Raw genomic sequence first — 16852 nt, forward strand, 5'->3', positions numbered from 1 at the left:
TAAGTTGTAGAGTGGGGCTTTATCTAAACTAGTAAAAAATAAAAACACTTCAGAGGGCGCTGAAGTGCTTTGTACAAGGGGAGTAATGTTATTTTACTGTGCAGTAGCGACTAGTTTAACCCAGTCATAACTGACTATCCCTAGTAACCCGATTTGTAACGATTGACCAGCGTTAACAGCTAAAGTACAGCTTTCGTTGCTGCCGGGATTTTTTGACTGGCAATCATACTTTGTTTGCGTGACTGCACCATCTGCATTTACATATAGGCTTATATCTCCTTGGCTGCCTGCTGTACTTATTGTTACAGATGTTTTTCCTGTAGGAACCAGATAGCTGTATCGTTGCCAAAAACCGGGAAATCCATAGGCGCGAGAGGTAATAATTGTGCTATCTCCCGTCGGTGGTGTACTGTTTTTATAATCAGCACCGGGATGACTGATTGTATGGCTGATTACTTGGCTTTGAATATTTACAAATTGCTTAGAGAGTTTTAAATGAGTATCGGCTTGTGCACCGATTGTCGTTTTTTTTGCTGCTTGATTGGTATGTTGCATAATAGTCAGTTCATCGACTTCAGCAATACTGTGTTGGCCATAGATGGCAATTGCAATTAATGCTGCATATTTACATTTTTTCATCTTTATTTCCTACCATAGTTAATTTACCGACTGTTTGATGTAAAACTAATGATTAATTACATGTTTGATTCATAAAAATCTTGGCAAATAATCAGTACCCAATTGCTAAAGCAAAATCTAGAGTGAATTTTAATCAATGCCAATAAATTGCGTGAAATATTTAGAACCCCCAATAAGTGCAATAAAGTCAATAAAAAAACTTGTTTGTTATCCAGTTGAAAACAAAAATGTGATGGTTAACAATAAATGAGCTGGTTACGCATGTGTGTTTAATGTTTTTACTTTGTAAATTTAGTGTAAATGTAAGTGTGCGTTTTTATGTTTTTAAACACGTTTAGTGAGCTAAATATAACTAAACGTGTTTTTTACTGAAGGTTTTTTAACTATTAATAGTCCAGCCAAAGAGTTTCACCTCAAGGTAATAAAAGTTATTAGAAGTCTATTTGGTCGTCGTAATGATATTTTTAGTGAGTACTATTTATATAGTGTTGGTTGTGATTAATCTTAATTAACATAGGCTAATGTATTGATTTAATATTTAAAACTTTGGACATAAAGCGTGATCAAAGCCTTTTTCAGTTAATAAAAAAGTCGCGCTTGGGGTAGCAAAAATATAGCCTTCGTAGTTAAGAAACGCAATTGTGCCTTTAACTGATTCGATTTGCTCTGCTGATGCACTTTCTATAATAGCTTTCGGATCTAAATTGACTGGTGTTGGAAACTGCTGATAAAGCTGCTTAAAAATTAAGGTGGCGATAGTTTTAAAGGTGTCGTTATTTTTCATTTTTTTGCTCCTTGGTGTTTATGTGTGCTGCTAATGCATTATTGTAACTCTTTCTATTTAAAGAGTAACTGCCACACTACCTGTTGATCCTAAAATAATACGCGGTTAAATAGCGATAGAGTTGCAGTTAACCCATCGCTATATCATGAGCTGGTGCTGTATTACTTGTTATTTACAAGGTTCAGGAATGCGTTTTGGGGTAACAATTCGTGGCATTAATAAGCCGATGATCACAACAATAATGCCAATTAATTGTAGTTCTGTAATTGGTTGGCCCATCAAAAATGCTGTTAACATGGCAAATACCGGAACGAAGTTAAAAAATAACGACGCATTCGCTGAGCCAAGTTGGCGTATGCCATTAAGCCACAGAAGATAGCCGGCAACAGTTCCAAATAAGCCAATATAAATAACATCGATAATACCTACCATTGAGCTATTACTGAGTTCGCTAAGCGGGTGTACATTGGCGGTCACTAAACACATTAAGCCAATGATTGTTGCACCACTTAGCATACTAACAAAAGTATAAGGCAATACAGGCATGTACTGATTGATACCTTGGCTAAAGTAAGTGTATGAACTCCAAGCTAACATACCTAAAAAGATCATTTTGTCGCCGGCATTGATTTGCATATTCAAAAGCACGGCTAAGTCGCCATTGGTGATAACTAATAATACACCTGATAGGCTAACGATTAAGCTAAAACATTGTGCTGCAGTAGGCATTGAGCGCTTTGCAACTGAGCTTATTAATGAGGTTGCAAGTGGGCTCAGCGCCATTATTAACGAGCCGTTTGCGGCACTGGTATGTTCCAGCCCGGTAAATAAACCGAGGTTTAAGCCACCTACGCCAACAGCACTAACAATAATCACCCAAGCCCATTGGTTGAACGTTAAACTTGGTTTTGTACTGTTAATTATTTTTAAGTAGATAGCCAAGCAGATTGCGGCAATACTAAAGCGCCAAAATACTAAAGTCAGTGCGTGTACTTGATTTAATGCATGTTTACCAATAGGAAAACAACTTCCCCAAAAAAATGCACATAATAACAGGAGTAAAATAGCTTTTGTGTTGGCTGAGAAGTTCATCAGCAATCCAGAGATGTTGAAAAGTTGCGGCAAGTGTATTACTTTCCATAATGTGGATAAACAAGCAAAAATAAGAGAGTAGATTCCAAAAATGAAATATAGATATTCACTAGACGATTTACGCTATTTTTGTATTGTTGCTCATTTAAAAAGTTTTAAAGATGCTGCACTGGCTTTATCAGTGCCTTTATCAACATTGAGCCGTCGTATTCGACAACTTGAAGATGATTTACAGCTTAGATTGTTAAACCGTGATGCTCATCGCGTATCGCTGACCCATATGGGGGAGCTGTATTACCAACGTTCGAGTGCATTGTTTGCTGAGTTAGATGGAATTAATGATGATCTTCATATCGAGAAGAATCAACCGAAAGGTAAGATCATAATCAGTGCACCTATTAATGCCGGCTCGCAATTTTTAAGGGATATTTTTTATGATTTTTTACTGCAATATCCTGAGATCCAACTAGATATTAGGCTCTCGAATACTTTAATTGATATTGAAGCGCAAGCAATGGATGTGGTGTTTAGGGTGGGTAATACGGTGGTTGATAATTGGATTGCGAGGCCACTTAAAGATATTCACTTTATTTTGTGCAGTAATTCGCAGACGGTGGCCGACAGTGTTAAGCATCCCACTGATTTATGTGCAAAAAGCGCTGTGATTTGCCAGCCGATGTCTATTTGGCAATTAGTAAATAAACAAAATGATGACGCTTATGATTTTCAACCCAGTAAGGGCATTCGTTTAGAGCTTGATGAAATTCAAATGCTCACACACGCGGTTAAAAAAGGCTTGGGGATTGGTTATATTCCTGACTATTATGCATTACCAATGATAGCTCAAGGTGAGCTTCAGCATGTTTTGCCTGATTGGCAAAGCAAGGCACGCACTTTATTTATGTTATATCGGGATCGTGACCATTTACCATTGCGCGTCAGATTATTCATCGAATATGTGCTAGCTAGATTTGAGCAAGGTTAGTATGCTTTTTTATTATTTTTCTGAACTGTTGGGCAAGTGAAATACAGCCTGTTTAGTTATTAATAGCGCCGGACTACAAATTTTAGTGCCTGTATATTAAAAGGAGATATTAAATATGCAAACCAATCTAGTGGTTGAACGGTTTAAGCAGCAGGGTTTTGTACAAATTAAACAAGTACTTAAACCAAGTGTAATCTCAAAACTGCAGCACCTTTGTGATGAGTTGGTTGCTCAAGCACAGTCACGCTATGTAGCCGTTTTACCATTTGATAATATTGCTGTTATGCAAACTGCAGATGAGCCTTTTGTTTATCGCGTTAATGAGCTTTTTCAATTTCAGCCACAATTTGCTCAACTGCTAGCGCAAACCGAACTAATGAGTTACGTTGAAGCGATTATCGGCGAAGCTGTTTTACCTAGCTATGAGTCACTTGTGATAAAAAATTCATTAGATGCACGCGGATTTGATTGGCACCGCGATATGGCGGTGAGAACTCAAGAGCCTATTTTTACCGTGGGGGTGTATTTAGATGATGCAATAGCGCAGCAAGGGGCGTTAACAGTGATCCCGCAGTCTCATTGTAGCCAAGCAAGTGTGTGTGATTTAAAGCGCCAGCTATCCATTGCACAATTACAAAGTGTGGATATTACGGCCAATGCAGGTGATGTGGTAATTCACCATGTAAACACGGTTCATGCATCAGGAAGACAGAAAGGTTCAGCTATACGTAGAACGATCTATTTTGAGTTCAGAGCAGTATCACATTTTATTGATAATCCGTGCTTTCCTAGTGAGTGGATCGAAAAGCGGCAAGCGTTAATGGCTAACCTCAACGCGCTTAATTCAGCTGATATGCCTAATAATGTGCAGCTACCCAATGATTTGTATGTAACTCAAGTACGAATAGAGCCGGCGGAATATTGTATTGAGTTTGCCAGTTAACAGTATCAACATAGATATTTACATGTGTGTAAATCCACCCTAAATATATAAATTTGCTCTGAACTAATACAGCCAATACAAGTTAAGCGACTACGATACAATTACGACCTTGTGCTTTTGCCTCATAGAGTGCTTTATCTGCGCGATTAAAAATAACTGAACTCGAGTCATCTGCCTGATAACATGTTACCCCAAAGCTTGCGGTCACTTTAGGTAAGCTCACTTCATCTAATTCGCTAATATACACTCGTAATCGCTCTGCAAGTTGGTGGGCGTGTTGCTTATCTTGAATAGGAGAGATAATAGCAAACTCTTCGCCACCGATACGAAACAGCATATCCATGGCATGTATTTGTTGCTGTAATTGTGTAGCTAGATGTTTTAATAACTTATCACCTATTTGGTGGCCATATTGGTCATTAACTTGTTTAAAGTGATCAATATCCAATATTATTAAAGCAAATAGATATTCGCTTCGTGCTGCCATATTGATCTGGTTTTCTATTTGTTCTTCCCACTAGTGTCGGTTAAATACACCTGTTAAGCGATCTTGGGTTGCTAATATTATTAATTGTTTTTCAATTTCCTCACGGCTAGTCATTTCCTGATTCAAACGAGATATAACAATTTTTATATCGTGTTCTAATGCTGCAAGCTCATCTTTAGTTTTGATCTTTTTCTGAAGTTCCAAAGGTAACTCATGGTGTTCAACAGAAGAGTTTAATGTTTCGATATTAGATTGGATGCGTTGAATACGACGTAAAATAATTTGAATAATAAAGGTCGTTAACAGCAAGCCGAGGATGATGGCGCATATACCGAGTAAGCTGCTGACAAATAGAAAGTCTTTTTCGTGCTGATCTGTGTAATACGCATCATCAGAGGTTAATTTATTTAATTGCGCTATTATTTGTTTTTCTGCACTTTCTAGCTCAGTTGCCATTGTTTCGACTTGCAACCGCGCTTGCTCAGTAAGTTGATTCTGTTGGTAAACATTTTCTAAATAGTTTTCGAACTCGTCACTTTTTTGCGTATAGTTTTCAATTGTGGTGGCCACTTTTTGATGTGCTTCAGGCTGTAATATGACTTCTTTTAATGCTAATGAGTGATTAATCATTGCTACCGCTTTATCGAGCAATTGTTTTATTTTTTGTTTTTCAAAAGCAAATTGTTGATGTGGGTTGAGCGGCTTATCACCCATTTGGTTTTTTAGTTGAAATTGCTCAAATTGCAGGTGTTGTTCAAGCTCTATGAACTCCACTTGTTGCATTAACTGACTTAACGGAATATCCAGAAAAGCCACTACGCGCATTTCACGTTCTATTTGATTTACTTTATAGGCCGAAAAAACAAAAACGTTAATAAAAAAACAAATAATCCACCAATTTTTTGCTTTATTGACGCATTGTACCAGTTGAATACCGACATAAAGTTTCTCACTGCTTAATAGTCCCTCAAGTATAGTTTAAAAAGCGCGTAATCTAGCTTATTAAGTCTGACCACAGCAAGCATTAATTGACTAACCTTAGGACAGATTAATCAAAGTTATTAGATACTTTATTTAATAGAGATGATGTGCAGTTGATCAACCGTGTACTTACTTGACGATTGAGTTCGTAATATTGCAGGCGTGCCTTGTGAGGGAATACTAGCACTAAATGAGTAGAACGTTTGTCAGTAGCTAAAGTCGGTCATCTTTGCATCACATTTAGCTTTTGTGTATTTAGTCACGTAACTTGAAGACCCCGATAAGACTCATACAGGAAATGCTGAAAATAGCTTAAGTAGGTAAAGTGAATTTACTAATAAAGCTAATTATTGCCTTAAATCAATCATCACTTTTTGGTTAATTATTTTTTAACAAAACGTAATGTTTTGTAATATTTCTATAGGGTTTGATCAGGTAACATGAGCCTTAGCATAGAGGTTAATTAATAAACACGCCTTTAGGATGGTTTTTGGTATTAACTTGTAAATTATTAGCTTTATTAATGTTGGTCTAGTTTTTTTGTACTACTCTCATGGTCGCAATATTAATTATTTTTATCACAGTAAGTTTATTTATTGGTATTTATATACCAAATTTTAAATGAAAGTTATTGCAAAATTAAGGTGCAGTTGATTAGCGCAGCTGGTGGTTTTAGCGGTTAGTTTACCTTTAAGTTTCAATACGTTATTTATATTGTGCGGATTACAATATGTGCAATCGTTAAATAATGTTATGAGTCTATGTAATTGATTATATTTCAATTTTAGTGGTTTATACACTGAGGCAACCAAGCTGTAGAAGTGCAGAGCTTTATTTTGGCTTTGGTGTTGCAGTGAGCCGCAAACCAAAATAGGTCATGGAATGAATATAAATTTAGCGGCTAGGTTAGTTAAATTAGCTAACACGCGTGGTAGTGATACTGCATATCAATATTTTTATGACGATCAGCAACCTTGTAAAACACTCACTTATGCACAGTTAGATGAACGTGCTAAGCAAATTGCTCGGCACTTGCAGGAGCATTTTTCGCAAGGGGATAGGGCGCTATTGCTATTTAATTCTGGTTTTGAATTTGTGGAGGCATTTTTTGCGTGTCTGTACGCTGGCATTGTTGCTGTTCCTGTCTATCCTCCAAAAAAGAATCAAAATATTGACCGTTTAAGAACTATTGTTGTTGATGCTGGTGCGAAAGGTGCACTGACCACAGAAAAAATTAATGAAATAGCACGTCCATTATTTGAAGCTGAGCCTTTATTGGCTGATTTAGCTATTTTTACCACTGACGCTGAACCCACTTATCAAATTGATACTTTAGATTTTCAGCACTGCGAAGTAGCAGCTGACGAATTAGCCTTTCTACAATATACATCTGGCTCAACGGGTGAGCCAAAAGGGGTAATGGTTAGCCAAGCCAATATTCTCGATAATCAAGAAATGATGAAGCAAGCCTTTGGTCATGATCACAGCACCGGTATTGTCAGCTGGTTACCGCACTTTCATGATATGGGTCTTATTTTTGGTATTTTGCATCCGATCTATATTGGTGCACCAGCGGCTTTGATGAATCCGACTTACTTTTTACAAAAGCCGTATCGCTGGCTCAAACTGTTAAGTGATACTAAAGCTGTAACCTCTAGTGCGCCTAACTTTGCTTATGATTTATGTGTTGATACGGTTAAAGATACTGATTTAAAAAACCTCGATTTATCACATTGGCGCTCTGCATTAAATGGTGCGGAGCCCGTTCGAGCGACGACGTTGGAGCGCTTTGTAGAGAAATTTAAAGGGTGTGGTTTTCGCCGTGACAGTATTTCTCCTTGTTATGGTATGGCGGAAACAACTTTATTTGCAAGCGGTGGTAAATTATCACACTCGCCAACTGTGTTATGTCTTATCACTGCAGAATTACAAACAGGTAAAGTAACAAACGTAACACATGGCGATGATGATTCATTTTGTGATTTACACACATCATCCGATAACTCGCCTTATTATGCGGTGTCGTGTGGCATTACGTGGCACAACCATACAATGGCCATTGTTAATACTGACACTAATAAACGCTGTGCTGATGGCGAAACCGGCGAAATTTGGATCAAAGGTGCAAGTGTTGCACAAGGTTATTGGGGAAAAGCCGCATTAACAAAAGAAATATTTCAGGCCTATGTTGATAATAACGATGGCCCATACTTACGCACTGGCGACTTAGGCTTTGTATATCGCGATGAGTTGTTCGTCACTGGGCGCTCTAAAGATGTATTAATTTTTCGCGGTAAAAATTATTACCCACAAGATATTGAATTGACGGTAAGTAACGCAAATGCTGCACTTGATAATAACGGTGGTGCGGCATTTTCAATAATGTGCGAACAGCAAGAGCGACTTGTCATTGTGCAACAAGTAAAACGTACTGCGGTTCGTAAACTTGATCCTGAAGCGATATGTAAAGATGTGATCCAAGCGATTACAGAGCAGCATGGTATTACGCCCTATGATGTTGTACTGATAAAACCTGGGCGAGTATTAAAAACATCTAGCGGAAAAATTCAACGTCAAGAAAACAAACGTCATTACTTAGCGCAGCAGCTAACGCCACTTTATCAATTGCGTGGTTCTTTTGAGAGCGAAACGTTTGAGCCACAATCAGCAGATATATTCAGTAGCCACTGTGCACTTGAAGATGAACAACATGCAAATTTACTTAGCTTGTTGCAAAGCGTCGTTGCACAGGAAGTTGATGTGGACCCGCAATCACTTGCTGTTGATGCTTCATTTCAATCTTTAGGGGTTGATTCAATGAAGGCGGTGCGTATTTCGGGTGAGTTAATGGAATTGCATGATATTGAGTTAGAGCCGACAGTTTTATATGACTATCCATCTATTTCAAAGCTTGCTAATTATTTATGGCAATTTGCTGCGATCCGAACCGCTGCTATATCATCAAATACAGTCACTATGCCCGCGGCTATACCCACACTAAATGAAGCTGCTCCGTCTCTAAGGGACTCCACGGACAAAGACATTGCCATCATAGGGATGGCATGTCGTTACCCTGAAGCTGAAAGTATAGAGGCGTTTTGGCAGCTATTATGTAACCAACAAGATGCAATTGGACTGCCAAACGAAAGTCGCGGCATGTTATGCCCACATTTGGATAATACCCGTTTAGGTGGTTACATCAGTGGCATTGAACAATTTGATGCAAATTTATTTGGTATTTCTCCAACCGAAGCTAAGCATATAGATCCTCAGCATCGATTGTTGCTAGAAACCAGTTACCATGCCATTGAAGCCGCAGGTTATGCGCCGATGCAATTATCGGGTGCAAAAGTAGGGGTTTATATTGGTATCTCGCAAAATGATTACTTCTTACTTTCTCAGCAATATGAAAAGCAAAATGCTTATTTAGGTACTGGTACTGCGCTGAGTATTGCGGCTAATCGGTTATCGTATTATTACAACTTCAGCGGGCCAAGTGTTGCAGTTGATACAGCATGCTCATCTTCGTTAGTTGCATTGCATTTAGCCATGCAAAGTATTCACAGTGGTGAAATAGCCCAAGCTCTGGTGGGCGGGGTGAATTTGATCCTCAGTGATGAGGTAACGAACGCCTGTGAAAACGCGCAAATGCTTGCAAAAGATGGCCGTTGTAAAACGTTTTCAGACTCTGCAGATGGCTATGTACGAAGTGAAGGGGTGGGATGTTTATTATTAAAGTCGTTAGCGCAGGCAGTACAGGATAACGACCCTATTTACGGGGTACTAAAAGGCAGTGCAGTCAATCAAGATGGCCGCAGTAATGGCATTACAGCACCTAATGGCTTGTCACAGCAAAGTGTTATTAAGTCGGCGTTAGCTAATGCACAAATTGCAGCAGATGACGTGCAATATGTTGAAGCCCATGGCACTGGTACAGAGCTTGGTGATCCAATAGAAGTATCGGCGCTGAGTAAAGTATATAGGCCACAAACAAGCTTAGCTGAGCCACTTACTGTGGGCGCTGTGAAAGCGAATATTGGCCATTTGGAATCGGGTGCAGGCATTGCTGGTGTGATCAAAACCATGTTATGCATGCAGCATAAAAAAATACCCGGCCAAGCTCATGCTAAAGAGCTTAACAAACACATTGCTTGGCATAAAATTGCGTTAAAAATTAATCGTGATTTACAGCCGTGGCCTGTTGGTTCAGACAATGGTTGTATTGCTGGTGTTAGCTCGTTTGGTTTTGGTGGCACCAATGCACATATTATCTGTGCGAGTGCACCTCAACGTGCGGTCGATACCATTGATTTAGCCTCGCAAACGGGATTTTATCTGTTACCGTTATCAGCTAAAACTCCAGATGCGTTAGCCAATTTACTGACGCGTTATGAAACGAGATTAAAGAGTTTATCTGATAATGAATTTGATGCGCTGATCTACACAGCAGCACATCTGACTAAGTTTAAAGAAGCAAAACGTGCCGTATGCGGCGAAGATCGTGCAGGTTTATTACGTGCGATGCGTGGCTTAAATACAACCTCGCATTTAAGTGCGGCTGAAAATGATAAAGCTGCGACAAATTATGAGTTAGTAATGCTATTTACTGGTCAGGGCTCGCAATATCCTGCAATGGCAAAACAATTGTATGATACGCAAATTGTATTTAAAAACGCGATTGATGAATGTGCTCATTTACTTGGCGATAGACTCGGCGAGTCATTGCTAACGGTTCTGTATCAGCAAAGCCATAAACAGTTTTTAGAACAAACTAACTGGACTCAAGTCGGCTTATTTGCGGTTGAGTATGCTACGGCCAAATTAATGATCCACTTTGGCGCCACTCCTAAGCTGTTATTAGGTCACAGTGTTGGGGAGTATGCAGCGGCATGCATTGCTCAGGTGTTTTCGTTAGCTGATGCTATTTTATTGATAGCTGCGCGTGGCCAACTCATGCATGAACTTGCTGATAATGGGGGCATGTTTGCAGTGCGTTGTAGTGAGCAAGTTGCCCAGCAAGTCATTACAAAATGCCATGATAATGGCAAGACTCAAATTGCAATTTCAGCCTATCATGGTGCTTCTGGCGTGGTGTTCTCAGGCGAAAACTCAGCGCTTGAGATTGCCATTGAGTTATTAAAAGAACAAAATCTGACGATTAAACAGCTCAACACAGCACGTGCTTTTCATTCACCACTTATGGATCCGATGCTTGATGATTTTGCTGCTATAGCAGCGCAAGTAAACTATAGAAAACCTTGTTATCCCTTGTTGTCGTCGGTGACTGGCCAGCTAGAAACTGACGCCTTAGCAACACCTCAATACTGGATCGAGCAGATCACTAAACCTGTTCGCATTGATTTATGCGTGAGCGAGTTAGATAAACGTGAGCATTTGTGCGCGGTAGAAGTTGGACCAAAACCTGTTTTGATGGTGTTATTGCAAGAAAACTTGCCCCATTTAGATGCTGAATATTTACCTATATTGCACAGTCAAGGTGCTGATAAAACACGTTTAGTAACCAGTTTAGGGCGTATTTTTGAACTAGGCATTGAGCTAAATTGGGCGCATATTTATCCACAAATAAATATTCAAAAACAGCCATTACCCGCTTATCCGTTTGCAAAAAATGCACATTGGATAGTGCCAACAGCAAAGCAACCAGCGCTAAAAAGTACTGCAATGCAGGAAAATATGCAGGCCAATAAATCGGTAACAAACATAAACCAAGTTGTTGCACGAACTGAGCTTATTCGTGACATCGTACTCTCTAATCTTGCAAATTTATTATCATTACCAGTTGATGCTATAAAAACGAATGTTCCCTTACTTGAAATGGGGGTTGATTCATTAATGATAATGCAAGCCGTACGCACCTATGAAAGAGAATTTGGCTTAGAGTTTAGCGTACGCCAGTTTTACGAAGAACTAAGCACAGTGGATAGTTTATTGGATTATATTGCGCAACATAGTGACTTTTACCCACACACTGAAGATGCCCAGTTAACCTCGGATATTGCAATTATAGAGCAGAATAACCCTTCGTACTCTGATACAACAACTTCTTCAGCCAATATGGGGTTTGATCAACAGACTATCATGGCAATTTGCCAGCAGCAGCTGCAAGCTGCCGCGAGTGTAACTAATGATTTTGGCCGTCAAAGCATTGCCGCGGTGACAGCGCAACAATTACGTTTTCTACAGGGCAGTGCTATAACCTCCTCGGCAAGTGTAACGCCAGACAATATGCCTCAGCAGCAAGTAAAAACAGTTGCAATGCCCGTAAATAAGCGCGCCACAGAACTTCCTGCATCGCAAAGTAGACAATTACACATGCAGCATCAGTCACCCGCTATGCAGCAGCATTTTGAACAACTAAAAGCTGATTATTGCGCAAAAACCAGCGCATCGAAAAAGCTGGTTGCTCAACATCGTGGCAACTTAGCTGATTGCAGAGCCTCAGCGGGGTTTAGGTTATCAAGCAAGGAAATGCTTTATCCGATTTATGCAGACCACTGCGAGCAAGCCAGATTATGGGATATAGACGGCAATGAATACATTGATATTACAATGGATTTTGGAGTTAATTTATTTGGCCATAAAGCCGAATTTGTGACTGATGCTTTAGCGCAACAAGTAGATCAAGGTATTCAATTAGGCTTAGCCAGTCCTTTAGCGTGTGAAGTGGCTGCTTTGATCAGCGAATTAACTGGTTTGGCGCGTGTGACGTTTTGTAATTCAGGCACCGAGGCGGTCATGACCGCACTGCGCTTAGCACGCAATTATACAAAACGTGACAAAATTGTGCAGTTTAGTGGGGCATACCATGGTCATTATGATGGTACTTTGGCGCACTCTGTGGGCCAAGGAGACATCGAGCCTATGTGCGCAGGTGTTCGCCAAGGCGCAGTTAATGACAACTTAGTATTAGATTACGGTAGCGCGCAAGCGCTGGAAATTATTCGTGTAAATGCACATACAATTGCTGCGGTATTGGTTGAACCGGTTCAAAGCAGATACCCAGCAATACAACCGTGGGAATTTTTAAAAGAGCTCAGAGCAATAACCACAGAGCATGGAATAGCACTGATTTTTGATGAGATGATCACCGGGTTTCGCGCTCATCCAGGCGGCGTACAGGGATTAGTGGGGATCCAAGCTGATATGGCAACCTATGGCAAAATTGTTGGTGGAGGGTTGCCAATCGGAGTTGTTGCCGGCAGTGCCGATTACTTAGACGGTATTGATGGTGGTGTATGGCAATATGGTGATCAGTCTTATCCACAGGCAGATACGACTTTTTTTGCTGGAACATTTTGTAAACACCCAATGGCAATGGCCAGTGCAAAAGCGGTTTTAAGCGAAATTAAACGCCAAGGACCACAGTTACAACAAAGGCTAAGTGATAAAACCAATTATCTGAAAACAACCCTTAATCGCTTTTTTGCTGATGCAATGATCCCAATTCAAATTGAAGCTTTTAGCTCTTTATTTCGTTTTAGATTTAGCCAAAATCTAGATATGTTTTTTTATGAAATGCTTAATCGTGGCATCTTTATTTGGGAAGGACGTAACTGCTTTTTATCAGCAGCACATACAGATGCAGATATAGAGATCATTATTACCGCAGTTAAAGACAGTGCCTTGAGCTTAAAGGCGGCAGGTTATTTTGGTAGTGAGCGTGATGATAAGATGAGCTTGGCCACCTTAGCGGCGACATTTCCATTGACCGAGGCGCAGCAGCAATTACTTGCCTTAGCATCAAAGTCACCTGAGGGGGCTTTTGCGTATCACTTACAAGCCGTACTTAAATTAACAGGTCAGTTAGATATAAGTCGCTTAGTTACCGCAGTTGATAAAACAGTACGCGAGTGCACTATTTTACAGTATGCAATTGATAGCGATACGCTTTGCCATAGGTTAGTGGCTGAGCATCGTCCTCAATTGTTAGTTATTAATCTACAACACTCAGATAATAATATCGCTGTAGCAACTCAGTTGCAGGAGTTACGTTACCATGCTTTTGATTTTAATAATGAAGTTGCATGTCGCTTTGCGCTACTAAGAGAAAATGATAATACTGCTTACTTAAGTGTGGTTACGCATCATTTACTCTGTGATGGCGTATCGTTGCAGATTATTTTGAGTAAAGTTGCCCAACACTATAACAACACCACAACAGAGACGTTGGCAGCACCGGTAGACTTTAGTGCATATGTTAAAGCACTTGACCACTATAAAGAGTCTGCTAATTACCAGCAAGATAAGGCATTTTGGTTGGCACAACTAGCGCCAAGTATGCCGTTGCAACTACCAACAAACACTGCGATTGCAACGACAACGAACTATGCAGTATCGGTATTGACTGTTGAACTTAATGAGCACACCAAAGGAAATATTGCTGATCTGGCTAAACAGCAGGGCTGCGGTCAATTTGCCACTTTATTGGGGTTATATATAGCGTGGTTAAGTAAGCTTAGCCAGCAGTCAATGATCACCGTTGGGATCCCTTGCTCTGATCGACAATTACTCCCTCAAGCTGATAGCGCAGAATCTTCCGATAGCGAATTAGTCGGGTATTGCACGAATATTTTACCAATTTGCATTGATGTTACAAACATCAGCAGTGTTCGAGAGTTAATCAAAACAGTGCAATCTGAATTATTAACTGCATTTGAACATCAACATTTCCCTTATTCAGCGTTAGCAAATGAATCGCTTAATTTACCTAATACTTTATTTAATTTAGATAAAGTTACTGCCTTACCGGCATTTACTGAATTGCAATTAAATACCATGCCAAGCAACACCTGTTATAGCCAATTCCAATTAAGTTGTAACTTAACTCAGTTTGCTAACAGTTGGTCACTCACCCTTGAATATCAACAAGATAAATTTACATATGAACAGGTAAATCATTGGTTATCTGGGTTGATAGGGTTGTTTAGCAACGCTGTTGGGACAGACGAACTAAACAGTGCGAACTGTTCATTGTTAGATGATTTACAAATAGCGACACTGGTTACTGAACAATGTGAGCGTGTTGATAAACAACTTTTTGTCGATTCTTGTATCGTTTCATTTGAATATGCTGCGACTCAATACCCTGACAATATTGCTATTACCTGTGATGGCCAAAGCCTTAACTATTCACAGTTAAATCAACGAGTAAATACCTTTGCTCATTATCTTATTGAGCAAGGTATTGGGGTCGGCAGCTTAGTCGCAATTGCACTACCAAGGCGTGCGGAGCTGATTATTAGCTTATTAGCGGTATTAAAAACGGGGGCTGCATTTTTGCCACTCGATATTACTTTTCCGCAAGCACGCATTGAATATATTCTGGCTGATGCACAAGCTGATTTACTGTTGTGTGACAGTTTTAGTGATAGTAGCCCAATTATTGCGAGCAACAAATTGCCCGTATTAGATATTGATACTGTGGTACTTACAGGCTTGCAAAGCAGTAATCCAGATCGCGTTATTGCTCCTTTATCAAGCGCTTATGTTATATATACATCGGGCTCAACGGGGCAACCTAAAGGTGTGGAAATTAATCACCAAGGGCTGCAAAACCTGTTGCTCGCTATGACGGTACAGCCTGGAATAGAGCCAACCGATTGCTTGTTGGCAGTTACCACTATTGCATTTGATATCGCGATGTTAGAGCTGTTTTCGCCCTTAATTGTTGGGGCTAATGTACTGCTTGCGAGTGAGCAAACATGCAGTGACCCATATGCAATTACCGATCTAATAGCACATTTCCCAGTGTCTATTATGCAAGCGACTCCGACGTTATGGCGATTAATAATAAATGCAGCACCTGATTGTTTAGCTGGTATCAAGGTCTTGTGTGGTGGCGAACCGCTTGATCCAGCACTTGCTCAGGCGGTGCTGTCGCAGCAGGGGGATTTATGGAATATGTATGGTCCAACCGAAACCACCATTTGGTCTGCAATTAGCCATATTCAGCACAGTGATGATATTACGATAGGTTCAGCAATTGCTAATACGAGCTTGTATGTTATGGCTGAGGATGCACAAAGTCCATGTTTACCTCTACCTATTGGCGTGTGGGGGGAGTTATGGATCGGTGGTTTAGGATTAGCGACTGGCTACTTACAGCAACCAGCACTCACAGCTGAACGTTTTGTTAGTCATGTTTTTAATGGTCAATCGCATCAGCGTTTGTATAAAACTGGCGACCGTGCAAGGCGTTTACTCGATGGCCGTATTGAACTACAAGGGCGGTTAGATCAACAAGTTAAACTAAACGGGCATCGTATTGAATTAAGTGAAATTGAACACCACCTGCGCTTGTTATTTGCGCACCAAGATGTACGTGTTTTTATCAAACCAAACAATCACGACCAGCCGAGTTTATGTGCTTATAGCCTTGAGGACGACAGTTTGGAAAGTGTTTGGAGTGTGAGTGAATTACGTCGTGTGCTATCACAATCATTGCCAAGTTATATGGTGCCAGAATCAATCTGTTGGTTAACGCAGTGGCCAACCACACCAAATGGAAAATTAGACACGAAAGCATTACCGCTTCCGACTGCGGCTATGCAATCGGCAATAGTACGTATTGCCCCCAGCTGCGCGACTGAAACGAGCTTACTGCAACATTATTTAGCATTACTTAAGGTTGCAGTGTTAGGTACCCAAGAAAGTTTCTTTGATTGTGGTGGTAACTCTGTACTCGCTATGCAGCTTGTGTCACGAATTAATCTGCAATTTAAAGTACGGGTGACGGTCGGCGATATTTTTGACTACCCTAGCGTGGCGCAATTAGCGCTACGAATTGACGATTTATTATCAGCGCGAGCAGCAAGTACCGAGCAAAGTCAGCCTCAGGTTACTGTTGTGAGCGATATAGTGAGCGGCCGTGATATTAGTAAAGCCCTTGATGATAGCAGCATGACTGAAATGGACTTGTAA

The 16852-nt window shown here is 40.2% G+C and carries 8 protein-coding genes; 3 read left to right on the forward strand and 5 right to left on the reverse strand.

The genetic code is table 11. The features are described from left to right. Positions 1-93 precede the first annotated feature (93 nt). From H5180_RS01870 to H5180_RS01880, 3 genes are all read right to left on the reverse strand, one after another. Complete coding sequence (locus H5180_RS01870) at positions 94-639, reverse strand: PPC domain-containing protein (protein ID WP_182757575.1); 546 nt, start codon at positions 637-639, stop codon at positions 94-96. A gap of 538 nt (positions 640-1177) precedes the next feature. Further along, on the reverse strand, positions 1178-1423 hold the full coding sequence (locus H5180_RS01875; protein WP_145233036.1) for a hypothetical protein: 246 nt from the start codon (positions 1421-1423) through the stop codon (positions 1178-1180). A gap of 168 nt (positions 1424-1591) precedes the next feature. Next, positions 1592-2515, reverse strand: coding sequence for a DMT family transporter (locus H5180_RS01880; RefSeq protein WP_145233037.1), 924 nt, complete (start codon positions 2513-2515; stop codon positions 1592-1594). Positions 2516-2606: 91 nt separating this feature from the next. Between H5180_RS01880 and H5180_RS01885 the strand changes: the two genes are divergently transcribed. After that, positions 2607-3500: a LysR family transcriptional regulator gene (locus H5180_RS01885; protein WP_145233038.1), complete on the forward strand. Its 894-nt coding sequence runs from the start codon at positions 2607-2609 to the stop codon at positions 3498-3500. Between the two features lie 115 nt (positions 3501-3615). After that, positions 3616-4443: a phytanoyl-CoA dioxygenase family protein gene (locus H5180_RS01890; protein ID WP_182757576.1), complete on the forward strand. Its 828-nt coding sequence runs from the start codon at positions 3616-3618 to the stop codon at positions 4441-4443. Positions 4444-4525: 82 nt separating this feature from the next. Here the strand turns inward: H5180_RS01890 and H5180_RS23415 are convergent, their stop codons facing one another. Then, positions 4526-4948, reverse strand: coding sequence for a GGDEF domain-containing protein (locus tag H5180_RS23415; RefSeq protein ID WP_261375504.1), 423 nt, complete (start codon positions 4946-4948; stop codon positions 4526-4528). A gap of 12 nt (positions 4949-4960) precedes the next feature. Next, complete coding sequence (locus H5180_RS23420) at positions 4961-5755, reverse strand: hypothetical protein (RefSeq protein WP_220493019.1); 795 nt, start codon at positions 5753-5755, stop codon at positions 4961-4963. Between the two features lie 1038 nt (positions 5756-6793). Between H5180_RS23420 and H5180_RS01900 the strand changes: the two genes are divergently transcribed. Next, a complete protein-coding gene (locus H5180_RS01900) occupies positions 6794-16852 on the forward strand; it encodes a non-ribosomal peptide synthetase/type I polyketide synthase (protein WP_182757577.1) in 10059 nt (3352 codons plus the stop codon).

Source organism: Pseudoalteromonas sp. SR41-4, from assembly GCF_014163985.1.
Lineage (GTDB): Bacteria > Pseudomonadota > Gammaproteobacteria > Enterobacterales > Alteromonadaceae > Pseudoalteromonas > Pseudoalteromonas rhizosphaerae.